Source organism: Streptomyces aurantiacus, assembly GCF_001418335.1.
Taxonomy (GTDB): Bacteria; Actinomycetota; Actinomycetes; order Streptomycetales; family Streptomycetaceae; genus Streptomyces; species Streptomyces aurantiacus.
Window position 1 is genome coordinate 1 of the sequence record NZ_LIPP01000198.1, and the last position, 18161, is coordinate 18161.

Genomic DNA, 18161 nt, shown 5'->3' on the forward strand with positions numbered 1-18161 from the left:
CCCCCTCGGGCGACCGCACCCTGCCCCCCGCGGCGGCCCCGGCCCAGGGGCTCGCCCGGCGGGACGTGCGGCGCTTCTCCCTCGTGGGGATCGTCTGGGACGACCCGGAGAGCGAACTCCACGGCCGGGTCCAGGTCCGTACCCGCGCCGCCGGCACCACCAAGTGGTCCGCCTGGCAGGACGTGGACACCCACAACCACGAGCACGCGGCCGACCCGGACACCACGGAGCGTGCCTCCGGCCGGGTACGGGGTTCCACGGCGCCCCTGTGGGTGGGGGACTCGGACGGCGTGGAGGTCAGGGTCCAGGGGCAGGCGGACGGCAGGGCGGCCGGTGCCGACGGAAGAGCCGTCGTCGCCGAGCCCCTCCCCAAGGGCATGCGCGTCGAACTGGTCGACCCCGGCGCCGAACCCCCGCTCCAGGGCCCCGAACCGGACGCCTCACCCGCCAACGCCCTGACCGCCGAGTCCGCGGGGTCGGCGGCGTCCTCCGCCGTCAACGCCGACCTGGCGCCGCTCGGCGCCACCGAGATCGCGGCCCTGAGCGAGGAGGAGACCCGGGCCGACCTGCTCGCGACCCGTGGCGAGGGAACGGACCCACCTGGTCCGACGGACGCGACGGACGCCACGGACGCGACGGACCCGACGAGTACGCCCGGTACGACGGACCCGGCGGGCACGAAGGACACGGTCGGCGAGAAGGAAGCGGCCGGTGAGAAAGAAGCGGCAGACAAGGCCGACGCGGCGGCGGCGGCCCAACGCGCGAAGCCGTACATCGGCGCGCGTCCACGCATCGTCACCCGCCGGGGCTGGGGCGCCGACGAGGGGCTGCGCGAGCCGGACTTCAGCTACACGAAGACCGTGAAGGCCGCCTTCGTCCACCACAGCGCCTCGGGCAACAACTACAGCTGTGCGCAAGCCCCTTCAGTCATCCGCAGTATCTACCGCTACCACGTGAAGAGCAGCGGCTGGCGCGACATCGGCTACAACTTCCTCATCGACAAGTGCGGCAACATCTACGAGGGCCGGGCCGGCGGCGTGGCCAAGCCGGTCATGGGCGCACACACGCGCGGTTTCAACAGCAACAGCACGGGGATCGCCGTCCTCGGAAGTTTCGGCACCGCCAACCCACCCGCCGCCACGGTGACGGCCGTCGCCCGGCTCACGGCATGGAAGCTCGGCCTCTACGGAGCGAACCCCCGCGGCAAGACCTACCTCAAGTCGGGAGGCGGAAATCTCTACCAAAAAGGCAAGAACGTACGACTCAATGTAATCTCCGGGCACCGGGACGGATTCGCGACCGAATGCCCGGGCAGCCGGCTTTACGCGAAGCTCGGCAAGGCCCGTGCCGATTCGGCCCGCTACCAGGGACGATGAGGTCCGCTCGGCGGGAACGGCGAGGCCCGCACGCCGGGTCGCCCGGCCCCGGCGGCCCCCACGGCCAACCACCCTCCAGAGGCGCCCCACAGCCATCGAGACGGTCTGCATACACCGGCCGGTCGAAACAAGGTTCGACCGGCCCCATCAGGAAGCAGAGACGACAGGTGACAGAAGCGATCCTCCTGGTCGGCGGCAAAGGCACCCGGCTGCGCCCTCTCACGGTGCACACGCCGAAACCGATGGTTCCGGCGGCCGGGGTCCCGTTCCTCACGCACCAGCTGGCGCGGGCGAGAGCGGCGGGCGTCGAGCACATAGTGCTCGCCACGTCCTACCTGGCCGAGGTCTTCGAGCCCTACTTCGGCGACGGCTCGTCGCTGGGGCTCCACATCGAGTACGTCACCGAGGAGGAACCACTCGGCACCGGCGGTGCCATCCGGAACGTGGCCTCCCGGCTGAGATCGTCCCCCGACGAGCCCGTACTGATCTTCAACGGGGACATTCTGACCGGCCTGGACATCCCGGCCCTGGTCGCCACCCACCGGTCCTCGGGCGCGGATGTCTCGCTGCACCTGACGCGTGTGCCGGACCCGCGGGCGTACGGCCTGGTCCCGACCGACGACTCGGGCCGCGTGCAGGCGTTCCTGGAGAAGCCCCAGACCCCCGAGGAGATCGTCACCGACCAGATCAACGCGGGCGCGTACGTCTTCCGCCGCTCGGTCATCGACTCGATCCCGGCAGGCCGTCCCGTCTCGGTCGAACGGGAAACGTTCCCGGACCTCCTGGCGTCCGGGGCGCACCTCCAGGGCATGGTCGACTCCACGTACTGGCTGGACCTGGGCACTCCCCAGGCCTTCGTGCGCGGCTCCGCCGACCTGGTCCTGGGCAGGGCGCCGTCCCCGGCGGTCCCGGGCCGCTGCGGCGACCGGCTGGTCCTGCCGACGGCATCGGTCGCCTCCGACGCCAAACTGACCGGCGGCACGGTCGTAGGCAGCGGCGCGACCGTGGGCGAGGGGGCCCGCATCTCCGGCAGCGCGATACTGGCGGACGCCGTCGTGGAGCCGGGCGCGGTCATCACGGACTCCCTGGTCGGCGCCCGCGCCCGGGTGGGCGCCCGCTCGATCCTCACCGGCGTGGTCGTCGGCGACGGAGCGACGGTGGGCCCGGACAACGAACTCCGCGAGGGCGCACGCATATGGTGCGACGCCCGAATCCCCCAGGCATCACTGCGTTTCTCGTCAGACCAGTAGCAAACCAGTAGCCCGTCCGGCGTTTGTTGTCTTCAGCCCGTCCGGCGTTCGAGGACGAGCGCGTTCAGCGCGACAGCGGGGGTCTGGGGGCGCAGCCCTCAGAAGGGACGATGGGGGTCCCCCCTGGTCGAGCGAAGCCGAGAGCTTGGGGGAGGGAAGGGGCGGCGGGGGCGAAAAAAGCCCCGCCACTCAAAGCCGAGAGCCGAGCGCCGAGAGCCGAGCGCAGCTCACAACCGCCCAATATCCCCACGAGGCATCTTCGGATGCCGCCGAGGCGGCGTACGCCCGCTCAACAGAATGAGCCGAGCGGCCCGATGCCGCTGCCCCGCATACGGCTCCAGCAACTCCAGCATCACGGAGTCGTCCGCGTCCCGGTCCCCCGCCAGCGCATACCCGACGATCCCGGGAAGGTGCAGGTCCCCGACTGTCACCGCATCCGCCGCCCCATGACTGCGCTGCACGGTCTCCGCCGAGGTCCACGGCCCGACCCCGGACACCACCTCAAGCCGCCGCTGCGCCGCCGCCGCGTCGAGCGCCACGGCCTCCTCCATCCGCCGGGCCACCCGTACGACCCGCAGGATCGTCGACGCCCGCTTGTTGTCGACCCCGGCCCGGTGCCACTCCCACGAGGGAATCAGCGACCAGACCCGCGGCTCCGGCATGACGAACATGTCCCCGCCCACGGGCCCGGGCGCGGGCACGCCGTACTTCCGTACGAGCGCCCGCCAGGCCCGATAGGCCTCGTCGGTCGTGACCTTCTGCTCCAGGATCGACGGAATCAACGACTCCAGCACCAGCCCGGTACGGATCAGCCGCAGCCCGGGCCGCCGATGCCGAGCCATCGCGACCAGCCGGTGTCGGGGCTCGAAAACCTCGGGGTCGTCCGACTCGCCGAGCATCCGGGGGAGCCGGTCGAGCAGCCACTCGGCCCCGGGCCCCCACGCCTCCCCGTGTACGACGCCGCCGCGCGCGGACACCCGCAGGGTGCCGGGCCCGACGGGTGTGAGGCTGGCCCGCCACACGCACCCGTCGGGAGTCGCGCGGAAGGTGGGATCGGCGGGGCCCCGCCGCAACGGCCCGAGCACGAGCCGCAGATCGAGCGGCCAGGGCGGCGCCCAGCTCCGGGTCCGCCCGCCGGCACCGGCCGCCGCCGCCCGGGGCGCGGGCACGACGACATGCCCGCCGCGCACGGTCGTACGCGTGGGCCGCTGTTCGAAGCGTCCGGCCAAGGAGAAGGTCCTGGAGAGGTCGGTGAGGTCGGTGAGGTCTGAAAGTACTGAGGAGGAGGCCATACGAGGGTAGGCCCGAACGAGACCGGCCCCGAACGAGACCGGGCTGAGGTGGGCCGGACCGGACCAGGCCGGGTCAACGCACCTCGATGAACGCCCCCGCATCCCGCGCGGGCCGCGCCTTCGGCTCCTCGGCCGCGTGCCCGACGGCGACGGCGCCCATGGGATCCCAGCCCTCCGGCAGCGCGAGCACCTCCCGGACGACGTCCCGGCAGAACATCGTCGACGACACCCACGCGGACCCGAGCCGCTCCCCGGCGAGCGCGACCAGGAAGTTCTGCACACCGGCGCCGGTGGCGACCACGAACATCTCCCGCTCGGCCCCGTCGCGCCGGGCGTCGCCGTACGTGTGGCACCCGTCCATGACGAGACACGGCACGACGAGGTACGGAGCCGTGCGCAGCACGTCCCCGCGGCGCACCCGCTTGGCGATGGACTCCGTACTCTTCCCGTCCCGCTCCAGGTCGGCGATCCACGCGTCCCGCATGGCGTCCAGCAGTCGCGTACGCGACTCGGCCGTCTCCAGGAGGACGAAGCGCCACGGCGTCGTGTGGTGCGGGGCCGGCGCGGTCACCGCGGCGGCCACCGCACGCCGTACGGCACCCGGGTCGACCGGCTCGTCGGTGAAGGCCCGTACGGTACGCCGCTGGGTGACGGCCTCCCGTACGGCCTCGGAGGTGCCGAGCCGGAACATGTCGTCGCGGGCGCCCCTGACCAGGCCCCGGGTCCCGTCGTCCGTGCCGTCGGTGCCGCCGTCCGTGCCCACCACGTGGGACAGCCCGCGTACGACAGCGACCGGCAGCCCGGCGGCCTTGCCCTTGACCAGGTCGCCGGCGGCGGCGAGTTCGTCGGCGGTGGCGACGACGGTGGCGGCGAGGGGATTGCCGTGCGCGTCCGTGCCGCCCCGCAGATCGTCGAGCACACGCACGCCGGCGGCCCCGATGGCGACATCGGTGAGCCCGGTCCGCCAGGGCCGCCCGAACGTGTCCGTGACGACGACTCCGACCTCGACACCGAGCGCGTCCCGCAGGCCGTCCCGGATCGTGCGCGCCGAGGCGTCGGGGTCCTCGGGCAGCAGCAGCACGGTCCCGGCGGGTGTGTTCGAGGCGTCGACCCCGGCGGCGGCCATCACGAGCCCCTGCCGGTTCTCCACGATCCGCAGCGGCCCGCGCCGGGCCACGACCCGTACGGTCTCGGCGTCGATGGCGGCCTCCCGGTCCACCGCCTCGACGACGCGCCCCTCCGCCTTGGACACGATCTTCGAGGTGACCAGCAACACGTCCCCGTCCACGAGCCCGGCCCCGAAACCCCCATCGGTCCCGGTACCGGCAGCGGCCTCGGCAATCAGCTTGGCGAGGTCGTCCCCCGGCCGTACTTCGGGAAGTCCGGTCAGCGCCCACACCCGGTAGCCGGGTGGCATTTCGTCGCTGCTCAAGCGCCCCGCACCTCCTCCGCCAGCGTCAGTGCCTCGCGGGCCATCTCGGCCGTCGCGTCGAGGTCGTTCATCATCAGGGGGACGGCACGGCACCGGATGCCCGCCTCGGCGACCCGCTCCACCACCGCGGCGTCCACCGTGTCGACCAGCCACCCGTCGAGCAGCCCTGAGCCGTAGTGCTCGGCGACCGCCGCCGCGGTGGACTCGACGCCGACGGCCGCGAGGACTTTGTCGGCCATGCCGCGCACGGGCGCGTCCCCGACGATGGGGGAGAGGCCGACCACCGGCACCCCGGCCTCGGCGATCGCCTCCCGGATGCCCGGCACGGCGAGGATCGTGCCGATGGACACGACGGGGTTGGACGGCGGGAAGAGGATGACGTCGGCGGAGGCGATGGCCTCCAGCACCCCGGGCGCCGGCTTGGCCTGATCGGCTCCCACGGGCACCACGGCGTGCGCGTCCACGGAGGCCCGCAGCCGCACCCAGTACTCCTGGAAGTGCACGGCCTTGCGCTCGCCGTCCACCTCGACGGCCACATGGGTCTCGACACGGTCGTCGGACATGGGGATCAGACGGACGCCCGGCTTCCACCGGTCGCACAGTGCTTCCGTGACGGCGCTGAGCGGATATCCGGCGCTCAGCATCTGCGTACGCACGATGTGCGTCGCGAAGTCCCGGTCGCCCAGACCGAACCAGGAGGGCCCCGCGCCGTACGCGGTCAGCTCCTCCTTGAGGTGGAACGTCTCGTCGGCCCGCCCCCAGCCCTGCTCCTCGTTTATACCCCCGCCGAGCGTGTACATCACCGTGTCGAGGTCCGGGCAGACCTTCAGCCCGAAGAGGTGGATGTCGTCCCCGGTGTTCCCGATGACGGTGATGTCCGCGTCCGACGCGGCCTGCTGAAGACCGCGCAGGAACCGGGCACCGCCGATGCCGCCTGCCAGAACCACAATGCGCATGGCATGCAGTCTTGCAGGCGGCTACGACAACGTGTCAGCCGGTTACGAGACCTCGGCCACCTCGGCCACCCCGGCCACCGAGCACCGGGCGTTGGGCGTCCCCCGGGAAAGCATCGGCATCTCCGTCAACCCGGGGTAGTACACGTGCAGGCTCACGGCCGGTTCGAGCGAGTCGTTGACGACCTCGTGCGCGTAACCGGGCGCGAACACACGCTGGGCGCCCGCGCCCAAGGCGCGCGTGCTCCGCCCGGCGTGCTCGGTCAGTGCGCCGTCGAGGACGGTGAGTACGCCGGAGGAGGGGCCGTGGTCGTGCAGTCCGCTGCCCTGCCCGGGGACCCAGGACAGCAGCCACACCTCGTAGCCGGGTCCGGTACGCAGCCGGTGGTACCAGCGGGAGGCCGCGTCGAAGCGGACGAGGTGTTCCCACTGGGAGCGGTCGGCGGCGACGGAGCGGGCGAGGCCGGCGAACTCGGCCACGGTGGCCGGATGCTCGCGCGGTGCCTGGAGGAGGTGCGGTACTTCGAGGATGTCGCCGGCGATCTGGAGGTCGCTGTCGCTGTTCATGGAGTGCGGTGGATTCCTCGGCGGATGAGAGTGCTGGAAGTCTGGGGTGTCACGTGGATGTCACGTACCGGCCGCCCGGATCGCGGGCGTGAGGTGTGAGACGTGAGACGTGCCCTGGTGCGGGCGGAGTGGGACCAGCGGCCGGTCTCGGTGGACTCGGCGGCAGCGGGAGCGCGGTGAGCTCAACAGCTGCGACAGCAACAGCTACAGCGAGCGTGGGCAGCACCGAGGGACCCGGCGGTGCGGGTCGAGGTGAGTGCCGAGTTCGCGAGCATGCCCACCAGCACACCGGTTCACACCCGCACTGTCAACTCGCTGTCCCAAATGTGGGCGATCTTTCACCTCATCCGGGCCACCTGGAAGGCGAAAGGTTTGTGCAGCGGGTTGCCGGGACACATGGCGCACAACCGCGCGCTCGGACCCCGGCGCGACACCGTGATTCCTGGGTGATCGCTGGGTGAACCCTGGGGTGAATCCTGGGCGATCCCGGTGGTCCTGATGTGATCAGGTTCGCTTCGTCGATCGTGTCGGAACGAGAACGAACTTCTGGGCGTCTTCCTCTGTACAAGTCCTGTGCGGAGCCGGACCCCGCCGGGCCCCTTTCGGCTGTCGGGGTTTATCCCGATTTGAACACTTTCCGCAAAGCCTTGGTTCCGCAGAGTGAATAAGGGGCCCAATAGCAGATCTTGGCTTGACTGGCCCGTAGCGGCGCACTTGTAATTTCACTCGTGTCGTTCAGCCGGAATCGGTAGCGGCAGCATCACGGGGACGCGAGACGGACGAGGGGCGCACATGACCGAGCTGTTTCAGGAACTGCTGGTCGACGAGGCCGAAGAGGAGCTCGGCTGGCAGGAGCGGGCGCTCTGCGCGCAGACCGACCCCGAGTCCTTCTTCCCCGAGAAGGGCGGCTCGACCCGCGAGGCGAAGAAGGTCTGCCTCGCCTGTGAGGTCCGCTCGGAATGCCTCGAATACGCCCTCGCCAACGACGAGCGCTTCGGCATCTGGGGCGGTCTGTCCGAGCGCGAGCGGCGCCGTTTGAAAAAGGCCGCCGTCTGATCGTGGCTCGATCGCGACCTGATCACATGCGGTCGTGCTCCGATCGAACGGCGTACCCCTTACGTAGTGATACGTAACGAACGGCAATGAACCGCAAAGAACGGTACCGAACGGCCTGTCGCGCGTGGGTTGTCCACAGGCGGCGGGCCGCGCTGTTGTCCAGCAGTTAGTGTGGGCCTCCGTCCGGGACGCCCCGTGGTCCCCCGAGGGCTCAGGCGTCCACCGCAGTCCAGCGAACCGGGGCCCGTACCTCGATGTCCGTGCACAGCCATTCGGCAGGTCAGTACGACACTGCCGCTGCAGCGTTCGACCAGGCCGGCCCGGCAGCGTCCGCGCCCGGTCACTCGCCCGAGTTCCCGAGACACGTGGTCACCGCCGTGCTCGTCTCGCACGACGGCGCCCGCTGGCTGCCCGACGCCCTCGCCGGGCTGCTCGGCCAGGAACGCCCCGTACAGAACGCCGTGGCGGCCGACACCGGCAGCGGGGACGACTCCGCCCAGCTGGTCACCGACGCCCTCGGCGCCGACCGGGTGCTGCACCTCGCCCGGCGCACGGGCTTCGGCCAGGCTGTCGAGGAGGCCGTCCGCACCGCGGGCGTGCTGACCCCGGACGACCTGCCGTACCTGAAGCGCCCCAGCGGCTGGGACCCCGTCACCCGCACCTGGCGCGACGACAACTACGACCTGCCGGAACTGCCGCACGGCGAGCCCGAACAGTGGCTGTGGCTCCTGCACGACGACTGCGCCCCGGAACCCGACGCCCTGGCCCAGCTGCTGCGCGTCGTGGAGAACGAACGGGAGCTCGGCAAGGACGTCGCGGTCATCGGCCCCAAGCTCCGCGGCTGGTACGACCGCAGACAGCTCCTCGAAGTCGGCGTCACCATCGCCAACAGCGGCCGCCGCTGGACCGGCCTCGACCGGCGCGAGCAGGACCAGGGCCAGCACGACCACGTACAGCCCGTACTGGCCGTGTCCACCGCCGGCATGCTGATCCGCCGCGACGTCTACGAGGAGCTCGGCGGCTTCGACCGCAGGCTGCCCCTGATGCGCGACGACATCGACCTGTGCTGGCGCGCCCAGTTGGCCGGACACCGCGTCCTGATCGCCCCCGAAGCGGTCGTACGGCACGCCGAGGCGTCCTCCCGCGAGCGCCGCACCGTCGACTGCGTGGGCCGCACCTCCGCCTCCCCGCACAAGGTCGACAAGGCGGGCGCCGCCTACACCCTCCTCGTCAACACCCGCACCGCCGCCCTTCCCTGGGTCCTCGTGCGGCTCGTACTGGGCACGCTGGTGCGCACCGTCGCGTACCTCGTCGGCAAGGTCCCCGGACAGGCGGTCGACGAGATCCGCGGCCTCCTCGGGACACTCCTGCGCCCCGAGCGCATCATCGCGGGCCGGCGTGGGCGAGGCACCCCCCAGGTCGACAAGGACGAGCTGCGCGCCCTGTTCCCGCCCCCCGGCGCCACGGTCCGGGCCACCGTCGAACAGGCCGCGGGCAACCTCATGGGCCGCTCCGACCCCGAGCTGAACGCGGCCGGGCGGCACGGCAGCGCCGTCGAGTCGGGACCGGGCGACGACGACGCCGACTTCCTCCAGGTCGAGCAGTTCGCCCGCCTCAAGCGCGTCGCCCGCAAGCCCGGGCCGATGGTCTTCGTCGTACTCCTCTTCTTCTCCCTCATCGCCTGCCGTGACCTCATCGGCGGCGGTGCCCTCGCGGGCGGCGCGCTGCTGCCCGCCCCCACCGACTCCTCCGAACTGTGGGCGCGCTATCTGGACGGCTGGCACCCGGTCGGCGCCGGCGGCACCCAGTCCGCACCGCCCTATCTGGCGCTCGTCGCGATGCTCGCGAGCGTGCTGTTCGGATCCGCGGGGCTCGCGGTCACCGTCCTGCTGGTCGGTTCGGTACCGCTGGCCGGCTTCGCCGCCTACTTCGTCTCCCGGCCGCTCGTCCAGTCGCGCCTGCTGCGCGCCTGGGCGTCCGTCGCGTACGCCTTCCTGCCCGCCACCACCGGCGCCCTCGCGGGCGGCCGCATCGGCACCGCCGTCCTCGCCGTCCTGCTGCCGCTCATCGCGCGCGCGGGCATCGCGGCGAGCGGCCTCGCCTCGGAGACGGGCCGCGGCAGCTGGCGGGCCACCTGGGCGTACGCGCTCCTGCTGACCCTCGCCACCGCGTTCACGCCGATCGTGTGGCCCATCGCGCTGGTGCTCGGCGTCGCTCTGGCGGTCGTGCGACGGCGCGGCATCGTCGCCTACGTGCCGCGTTTCCTGGCCCAGCTCGGCACCCCGCTGCTGGTCCTCGCCCCCTGGTCGCTCACCCTGCTCCCGTTCGGCTTCTTCCAGGAGGCCGGTATGGAGTACGAGTCGGGGGCGGCCTCCGCTCTCGACCTGCTGGGCGCGGGACCGGGCGGACCGGGGACGGTCAGCGGGCTGATACTCATCGGTGTCGTGTGCGCCGCCGTGGCCGCGCTGATGCGCGGCGAGCGGCAGTTGGCGGTCTGGACCGCCTGGACCGCCGCGCTGGTCGCGCTCGTCTTCGCCGCGCTCTCCAACGGCTCCCCCTGGGCAGGGCCCGCCACGCTCGTCTACGGCCTCGCGTTCCTCGCCGCCGCCGCGCTCGGTGCCGACGGGGCACGCTCGCGCGTGGCCGAGCAGAGCTTCGGCTGGCGTCAGCCGGTCGCCGTGCTCATCGCCTTCGCCTCGGCCGCCGGGCCGCTGCTCATCGCCGCGGGCTGGATGATCCGCGGCGCCGACGGGCCGCTGGAGCGGCGCGATCCCGTCCAGGTGCCCGCGTTCGTCGCCGAGGAGAGCGGCACCCGCGACCAGGCCCGCACGCTCGTCCTCGACAGCGACTCGGCGGCCCGGGTCGGCTACACCCTCGTCCGCGGCTCCGGCGTCCGCCTCGGCGACGCCGAACTGGCCGCGGCGGACGGCGGGAACAAGACGCTCGACAAGGTCGTCGCCAACCTCGTGGCGGGCTCCGGCGCCGACCAGGCCGACCAGCTCGGCGGCTTCGCCGTGCGGTACGTCCTGGTGCGCGACGGCGCGCCCCGCGAGGTCAGCCGCGTCCTGGACGCCACACCGGGCCTGAGCCGGCTGAGCCAGCAGGACGGCAGCGCCCTGTGGCGCGTCGACCGGCAGGTCGCGCGCGCGGCCGTCGTTCCCGAGTCCGGCGACCCGCAGCCCATCGCCGCGGGTCCCGTCGAGCTGCACACCGAGATCCCCACCGGTGCCGAGGGCCGCGTCCTGCGCCTCGCGGACACCGCCGACGAGGGCTGGACGGCCACCCTCGACGGGAAGCCGCTCACCAGAACCACGGTCGACGGCTGGGCGCAGGGCTTCGAACTGCCCGCCACCGGCGGCCGGCTGGACGTCACCTTCGAGGCACCGCTGGGCCACACCGGCTGGCTGTGGGCGCAGGGGCTGCTCGCCGTCGTGCTCGTGGTGCTCGCGCTGCCGGGGCGGCGCCGTGACGTCGACGACGACCTGCCCGAGGAGGAGGTGGCGGAGGCGGCCGTGCCCGTCGAGTCCGCCTCGGGCGAGGGCCGCAGGGCCCGCCGGCTGCGCGCCCAGGCGGAGGCCGAGCAGGCAGAACAGCCCGACTCGTTCCCGCCCGACGCTCCGGTCCCGCCCGACGCTCCGGTCCCGCCGGAGGAGGCCCCCGTGGTCGCCCCGGTCCCGCAGCAGCAGAACTACGGAGAGTGGGACGCGACGGCGTACGCGGACGCCGAGTACGGCACCTACGGCGGCGAGCAGTACCAGGAGGCCTCCCAGTACCCGGCGGGCACCTACGAGCAGCAGCAGTACCAGCAGCCGGATCAGTTTCAGCCGGGCTCGTACCAGCCGGATCAGTACCAGGCCGGCCAGTACCCAGCGGGCCAGTACGACCCGTACACGGAGTACGGCACGGGAAACGCGGCATACGACCCGTCGCAGACGTACGACCAGAGCCAGGGCTACGACCCGCAGTACGACCCGTCGCAGCAACAGCAGCAACAGCAGCAACAGCAAGCGCAGCGACCGCCGCACGGCACCGACAGTGAGCGCCCCGACGGGAGTCAGCAGTGAACCGCACCACCGTGCCCCTGATCGCAGGCGTGGCCGCGCTCGTCGCCGTCACCGGCTTCGCCTCGATGTCCGAGCCGGGGGCCTCCGGCGGGACCACGGCGAAGGCGGCCGCCCAGCTGCCCGTGGAGCGCACCAGCCTGCTGTGCCCGGCTCCGAGCACCTCGGACATCGCCGAGACCGCGTACACGTCCTTCACGCCCGTCACCAAGGACACCGGTACCGGCGGCAAGGCCGAACTGGTGGCCGCGGGCGAGCAGTCGGCCGACGCCGAGAAGGACGACAAGAAGGACGGCAAGAAGGGCAGCGGGAAAGACGGGAAGGACGGGAAGGAGAAGCCCGTCCTGACGCCGAAGGAGCCCGGGAAGCCGGTCACCGGCGAGGCGTCCGGCGCCGAGTCGCCCGCGCTCGTCGGTACGGCCGAGGGCAGGTTCGCCCCCGGCTGGGCCGTCCAGCAGACCACGGAGGTCGAGGCGGGCGACGGCCGCGGCCTGCTCGGCCTCGCCTGCTCGGCCCCGGACACGGACTTCTGGTTCCCGGGCGCCGGCACCGCCAAGGAGCGCACGGACTACGTGCACCTGACCAACCCCGACGACTCCGCCGCCGTCGCCGACATCGAGCTGTACGGCAAGGACGGGGCCCTCAAGTCGGCGGTCGGCGAGGGCGTCAAGATCCCGGCGCACTCCAGCGAGGCGGTGCTCCTGTCGACGCTCATCGACGAGCCGCAGACCGACCTCACCGTGCACGTCACGGTCCGCAGCGGCCGGGTGGCCGCCGCCGTCCAGTCTCTCGACGACACGCTCGGCGGGGACTGGCTCACCGCATCCGCCGCTCCGGCGGGCAGTCTCGTCCTGCCGGGCATCCCGAAGGACGCCACCTCCGTACGCCTGGTCGCCTTCGTGCCCGGCGAGGCCGACGCCGATCTGAAGGTGCGGCTCGCCTCGCCGACCGGGACGATCACTCCCGCCGGGCACGAGACGCTGCATGTGAAGGCAGGCATGACGGCCGCCGTCGACCTCGGCGACGTCACGCGCGGCGAGGCGGGCTCCCTGCTGCTGACGCCGACCGGCAGGTCCACCCCCGTGGTGGCCGCCCTGCGGGTCGTACGCGGCAAGGGCGACGCGCAGGAGACGGCGTTCATCCCGGCCACGGGTCCGGTCGGCGCGCGTGCGACGGCCGCCGACAACCGTTCCAAGGGCTCCACGCTGTCCCTGGTCGCCCCAGGACGCGGTGCGAAGGTCAAGGTCACGGCCTCCGCGGGCAGCGGCGGCGGTACGGCCGTCTCGAAGACGTACACGATCAAGGGCGGCACCACGCAGAACGTTCAGGCGCCCGTGCCCAGCGGCCTCAAGGGCACGTACGCGCTGACGGTGGAGCCGTTGTCCGGCGGCCCCGTCCACGCGTCGCGCATGCTCGAAGCGGCCGAGGACGGCGTACCGATGTTCACCGTGCAGACCCTCCCGGACGACCGGGGGACGGTGAAGGTCCCGGTCGCGGAGCAGGACCTCTCGGTGCTGCAGAAGTAGTCCTCCCCAGGGCCCTCCTCGGTACGGGGTCAGTCCTCCCCGTACCGGGGATCGACGGTCTCCGGGGTCAGCCCCAGCACCTCGGCGACCTGCTCCACCACGACCTCGTGCACCAGTGCGGCCCGCTCGTCGCGGCCCTTGGTGCGGATCTCGACGGGGCGCCGGTAGACGATGACCCGGGCGGGCCGGTCCGCGTGCGCGGGAGTCGTGCCGCCCAGCGGCACCGCCTCGTCGCCCCAGCCCTCGTCACCGGCCGGATCGAACCGGGGCACCTCCAGCACCACGAACTCGATGTCGGAGAGCTGCGGCCACCGTCGCTCCAGCCGCTCCACGGAGTCCTGCACCAGATCCGCGAACACCTCGGAGCGACTGGCCGAGAGGGGCACCTGCGGTGGCGCCACCGGTCCACGCATACCTCGCCCGTGTCGATCACGACGGCGGGGCCTGGGTTCGGCGGGACGGGGCGGTACGGGGTTGTCCATCACTCACGAAGCGTAGTCCCCGCGCCCTGTCCCCGCCCGCACCCGGAACGGGTCCCCGCCAGGAGCCGGCGACATGTCTCCGGCATGTCTCGGGGTGATCATTCCGGCCAGGCGCGGGCTTGTTTTCGTAACCTCCGGGGTCACAGAAGTCACGGTAATTGACAGAGTTCGCGCCGACTCCCGATCACTTCCCGGCCTGCCCGGCATCTCGTCAACACCCGTACGCGCAGGTCAAAGAGGCCCGCCGGAGACCCCTCGGGACGGGAGTCACAGGGCATCGTGCGGCGACACGGTGGAGTGACCGGGGGGAGCGTCGTCGCGGTCCGTTCAGGAGTGCGGTACCGTCCAACATCGTGAGCCCTGTACGTCGCTGTTCGCGCACCGCTTGCGGCCGTCCCGCCGTAGCGACGCTGACGTACGTCTACGCCGACTCGACCGCGGTCCTCGGCCCGCTCGCCACCTACGCCGAACCCCACTGCTACGACCTGTGCGCCGAGCACTCCGAGCGCCTCACCGCCCCGCGCGGCTGGGAGGTCGTCAGGCTCGCCGACGGCTCCGCTCCCTCCCGCCCCAGCGGTGACGACCTGGAAGCGCTCGCCAACGCGGTCCGCGAGGCGGCCCGCCCGCAGGAGCGTGCCGCACAGGCGGGTGGCGGCAACGCCCGCGCCGCGGACCCGATGGAGGTCGCCCGCCGCGGCCACCTGCGGGTCCTGCGCTCACCGGACTCCTGAGCCGGACGTCCGCAAAGCCGCTTCACCGTACGGGACTTCGTCCCGTACTCCTGTGTGCGTTCGGTGCGCGTTTCATTGAGTGGCGCACGACCATTGACGCGCGCTTGTCGCGGACACGACCATTTTCCCCGGCTGATGAGAAATTGATTTCCGCACAGCGGAATCGGGGGAGGCTCCGTGTACGTCCAGGAACTTGAGCCCGTGGCCGACTCGCTCGGCCTCTCCGCGCTCGTCGCGACCCTGCCCCTCGTCATCGTCCTCGTCCTGCTCGGCGGGGTCCGCATGAAGGCCCACCTGGCCGGCCTCATCGGCCTCGCGGCCGCGGCTCTGGTCGCCTGGCTCCCGTACGGCATGCCGGTCGGCCAGACGCTCTCCAGCGCCGCCCAGGGAGCGGTGTTCGGTCTCTTCCCCATCCTGTGGATCGTCGTCAACGCCCTCTGGGTGTACCGGATGACGGTCCACACCCGGCACTTCGACATCCTGCGCCGCTCCTTCGGACGGCTCTCCGACGACCCGCGCATCCAGGCGCTCGTCGTCGGATTCTGCTTCGGCGCGCTCCTGGAAGCCCTCGCGGGCTTCGGCGCGCCCGTCGCGATCTGCTCGGTGATGCTCGTCGCGCTCGGCTTCGATCCCGTCCGCGCCGCGGTGGTCGCGCTCGTCGCCAACACCGCGCCGGTCGCCTTCGGCGCGATGGGTACACCGGTCGTGACGTTGGCCCAGGTCACCGACCTGCCACTGGACACCGTCGCCTCGGTGGTGGGCCGGCAGACGCCGCTGCTCGCCCTGGTGGTGCCCCTGGTGCTCGTCTTCCTGGTGGACGGGCGACGCGGCCTGCGGGAGACCTGGGTGCCGGCGGCGGCATGCGGAGTAGCCTTCGCCGTCGCCCAGTTCGCCGCGTCCAACTACGTCTCTCCCCAACTCGCCGACATCGGGGCCGCCCTGGCCGGAGCGGCCGCGCTGATGGCGGTGCCGCACGCGCGCAGGCCGGTCGCCGAACCCGTGCGGGCCGCGGTCCTGACCGGCGTACGCAGCGACGACCTGGACAAGGAGGACCCGCGCCGCGAAGTGCTGCGCGCGTACGCCCCGTACCTGCTGATCGTCGTGATCTTCTCCGTGGCCCAGATCCCGCCGTTGAAGGACCAGTTGGCGAAGACGACCCGCGTCTTCGACTGGCCCTTCCTCAACGTCGTGAACCCGGACGGCGACCCGGTCGGCGGCAACGTCTTCACCTGGCCGATCGTGTCCACCGGAGGCACGCTGGTGCTGCTCGCCGGGGTGTGCACGGCGGTCGTACTAGGGGTGCACGCGCGCGTGGCGCTCAAGGAATGGGCGGCCACCGTCCACGAGTTGCGGTTCGCGATCCTCACCGTCACCTCCGTCCTGGCGCTCGCCTACGTCATGAACCTGTCCGGACAGGCGGCCACGATCGGCCACTTCGTGGCGGCGGCCGGCGCGGGACTCGCCTTCCTGGCACCCGTTCTCGGCTGGTTCGGTGTGGCGGTCTCCGGATCGGACACCTCGGCGAACGCGCTCTTCGGCGCCCTCCAGGTGACCGCGGCGAGGCAGTCGGGCCTCTCCCCGGAACTCCTCGCGGCGGCCAACAGCTCGGGCGGAGTCCTGGGCAAGATGATCTCGCCGCAGAACCTCACCATCGCCTGCGCGGCGGTCGGGCTCGCGGGCCGCGAGGGGGACCTGCTGCGCAAGGTGCTCCCGTGGAGCCTCGGCCTCCTGCTGGTCATGTGCCTGATCGTCGTCGGACAGAGCTCACCCGTCCTGGAATGGATGCTTCCGTAGGCCGACGTGAAGTCGACGCGAGGTCGACGCAGAGGTCCGCGCCGGTCGACGCGGGAGTCCGTGTGAGATGTCCCCATGTGCCCGGTCAGGTCCCGCTCGGCCCACTGTCAGTCCGTGCGGGTAGTTTGGGTCACCCTTGAGGACTCCAGGAAGGTTGGCCGTGACCGCTGATCTGTCGCAGCTCGTTAAGGCGTACGACGTACGCGGGGTGGTCCCGGACCAGTGGGACGAGCCGATGGCCGAGTTGTTCGGTGCGGCCTTCGTACAGGTGACGGGCGCGGAGGCGATCGTCACCGGGCACGACATGCGCCCCTCGTCGCCCGGTCTGTCGCGGGCCTTCGCACGTGGGGCGGCGGCGCGCGGCGTCGACGTGACCGAGATCGGACTGTGCTCGACGGACCAGCTGTACTACGCGTCGGGGGCCTTCGACCTCCCGGGCGCGATGTTCACGGCCTCGCACAACCCGGCCCGGTACAACGGCATCAAGATGTGCCGGGCGGGCGCGGCCCCCGTAGGCCAGGACACCGGCCTCACCGAGATCCGCGAGCTCGTCGAGTCCTGGCTCGACTCGGAAGCCCCGTCGCCGAAAGGGATACCGGGCGCGACACCGGGCACGTCACCGGGCACGGTCACCCAGCGGGACTCGCTGGAGGACTACGCGGCGCACCTGCGCGGGCTGGTCGACCTGACGTCGATCCGCCCCCTGAAGGTCGTGGTGGACGCGGGCAACGGCATGGGCGGGCACACCGTCCCGACCGTCTTCGCGGGCCTGCCCCTGGAACTCGTCCCGATGTACTTCGAACTGGACGGCACGTTCCCGAACCACGAGGCGAACCCGCTCGACCCGGCGAACATCGTCGACCTCCAGAAGCGCGTCCCCGAGGAGTCCGCCGACCTCGGCATCGCCTTCGACGGCGACGCCGACCGCTGCTTCGTCGTCGACGAGCGCGGCGAGCCGGTCTCCCCGTCCGCGATCACGGCCCTGGTCGCCGCCCGCGAGCTGGCCAGGCACGGCGGCAAGGGCACGGTCATCCACAACCTGATCACCTCCTGGTCGGTCCCGGAGGTCGTCCGCGAGAACGGCGGCACGCCGGTACGCACCCGCGTGGGCCACTCCTTCATCAAGGCGGAGATGGCCACCGCCGGCGCGATCTTCGGCGGTGAGCACTCCGCGCACTACTACTTCAAGGACTTCTGGAACGCCGACACGGGCATGCTGGCCGCCCTGCACGTCCTCGCCGCCCTCGGCGGCCAGGAGGGCACGCTCTCGGCCCTCGTCGCCCAGTACGACCGCTACGCAGGCTCCGGCGAGATCAACTCCACGGTCGACGACCAGACGGCCCGCCTCACCGCGATCAGGACGGCGTACGAGGGCCAGGAGGGCATCACCCTCGACGAACTGGACGGGCTCACCGTCACCGCCGCCGACTGGTGGTTCAACGTCCGCCCCTCCAACACGGAACCGCTCCTGCGCCTGAACGCGGAGGCCCGCGACGAATCAACGATGGCAAGGGTCCGCGACGAGGTACTGACGATCATCAGAAGCTGACACGCTTTAGTGGATGCGGGTGCGGGTGTGTCGGCTGCGGGTGGGTGGGGGCTGGTCGCGCAGTTCCCCGCGCCCCTGAACGGCGGGGCTGC

General features: G+C 72.0%; 13 protein-coding genes. 8 read left to right on the forward strand and 5 right to left on the reverse strand.

Annotated elements, in window-relative coordinates; genetic code table 11:
• Window positions 1-20 precede the first annotated feature (20 nt).
• On the forward strand, window positions 21-1376 hold the full coding sequence (locus tag AOK01_RS41590; protein ID WP_079103721.1) for a peptidoglycan recognition protein family protein: 1356 nt from the start codon (window positions 21-23) through the stop codon (window positions 1374-1376).
• A gap of 167 nt (window positions 1377-1543) precedes the next feature.
• Entirely contained in the window at window positions 1544-2626 is a 1083-nt protein-coding gene (gene manB / locus AOK01_RS25035) for a mannose-1-phosphate guanylyltransferase (protein ID WP_055515414.1), read from the forward strand.
• A 227-nt stretch (window positions 2627-2853) separates the two neighbouring features.
• Here manB and AOK01_RS25040 read toward each other — a convergent pair whose 3' ends face one another.
• The 4 genes from AOK01_RS25040 to AOK01_RS25055 all read right to left on the reverse strand — a co-directional run bounded on the left by AOK01_RS25040 (window position 2854) and on the right by AOK01_RS25055 (window position 6870).
• On the reverse strand, window positions 2854-3855 hold the full coding sequence (locus tag AOK01_RS25040; RefSeq protein ID WP_055515449.1) for a DNA-3-methyladenine glycosylase family protein: 1002 nt from the start codon (window positions 3853-3855) through the stop codon (window positions 2854-2856).
• Window positions 3856-3991: 136 nt separating this feature from the next.
• Entirely contained in the window at window positions 3992-5335 is a 1344-nt protein-coding gene (locus AOK01_RS25045; RefSeq protein WP_055515416.1) for a coenzyme F420-0:L-glutamate ligase, read from the reverse strand.
• A gap of 11 nt (window positions 5336-5346) precedes the next feature.
• Window positions 5347-6306, reverse strand: a complete 960-nt coding sequence (gene cofD / locus AOK01_RS25050; RefSeq protein ID WP_055515418.1) for a 2-phospho-L-lactate transferase — start codon at window positions 6304-6306, stop codon at window positions 5347-5349.
• A gap of 42 nt (window positions 6307-6348) precedes the next feature.
• Window positions 6349-6870, reverse strand: coding sequence for a cysteine dioxygenase (locus AOK01_RS25055; RefSeq protein ID WP_055515420.1), 522 nt, complete (start codon window positions 6868-6870; stop codon window positions 6349-6351).
• A gap of 792 nt (window positions 6871-7662) precedes the next feature.
• On the opposite strand from AOK01_RS25055, the gene AOK01_RS25065 reads away from it, so the two are divergent.
• From AOK01_RS25065 to AOK01_RS25075, 3 genes are all read left to right on the forward strand, one after another.
• Window positions 7663-7926: a WhiB family transcriptional regulator gene (locus AOK01_RS25065; protein WP_053723761.1), complete on the forward strand. Its 264-nt coding sequence runs from the start codon at window positions 7663-7665 to the stop codon at window positions 7924-7926.
• A gap of 254 nt (window positions 7927-8180) precedes the next feature.
• Complete coding sequence (locus tag AOK01_RS25070; RefSeq protein WP_079103717.1) at window positions 8181-11990, forward strand: glycosyltransferase family 2 protein; 3810 nt, start codon at window positions 8181-8183, stop codon at window positions 11988-11990.
• On the forward strand, window positions 11987-13513 hold the full coding sequence (locus AOK01_RS25075; protein ID WP_055515426.1) for a DUF5719 family protein: 1527 nt from the start codon (window positions 11987-11989) through the stop codon (window positions 13511-13513). The genes AOK01_RS25070 and AOK01_RS25075 overlap by 4 nt, the downstream gene beginning before the upstream one ends.
• A 29-nt stretch (window positions 13514-13542) precedes the next feature.
• On the opposite strand, the gene AOK01_RS25080 is transcribed toward AOK01_RS25075, so the two are convergent.
• On the reverse strand, window positions 13543-13995 hold the full coding sequence (locus AOK01_RS25080; protein WP_079103718.1) for a metallopeptidase family protein: 453 nt from the start codon (window positions 13993-13995) through the stop codon (window positions 13543-13545).
• A 353-nt stretch (window positions 13996-14348) separates the two neighbouring features.
• Here AOK01_RS25080 and AOK01_RS25085 point away from each other — a divergent pair, with 353 nt between their 5' ends.
• The 3 genes from AOK01_RS25085 to AOK01_RS25095 all read left to right on the forward strand — a co-directional run bounded on the left by AOK01_RS25085 (window position 14349) and on the right by AOK01_RS25095 (window position 18069).
• Window positions 14349-14726 (forward strand): DUF3499 domain-containing protein, encoded by a 378-nt coding sequence (locus AOK01_RS25085; protein WP_055515429.1) that lies wholly within the window; start codon window positions 14349-14351, stop codon window positions 14724-14726.
• A 177-nt stretch (window positions 14727-14903) separates the two neighbouring features.
• A complete protein-coding gene (locus tag AOK01_RS25090) occupies window positions 14904-16520 on the forward strand; it encodes an L-lactate permease (protein ID WP_055515431.1) in 1617 nt (538 codons plus the stop codon).
• A gap of 160 nt (window positions 16521-16680) precedes the next feature.
• On the forward strand, window positions 16681-18069 hold the full coding sequence (locus AOK01_RS25095; RefSeq protein ID WP_055515433.1) for a phosphomannomutase/phosphoglucomutase: 1389 nt from the start codon (window positions 16681-16683) through the stop codon (window positions 18067-18069).
• Window positions 18070-18161: the final 92 nt, after the last annotated feature.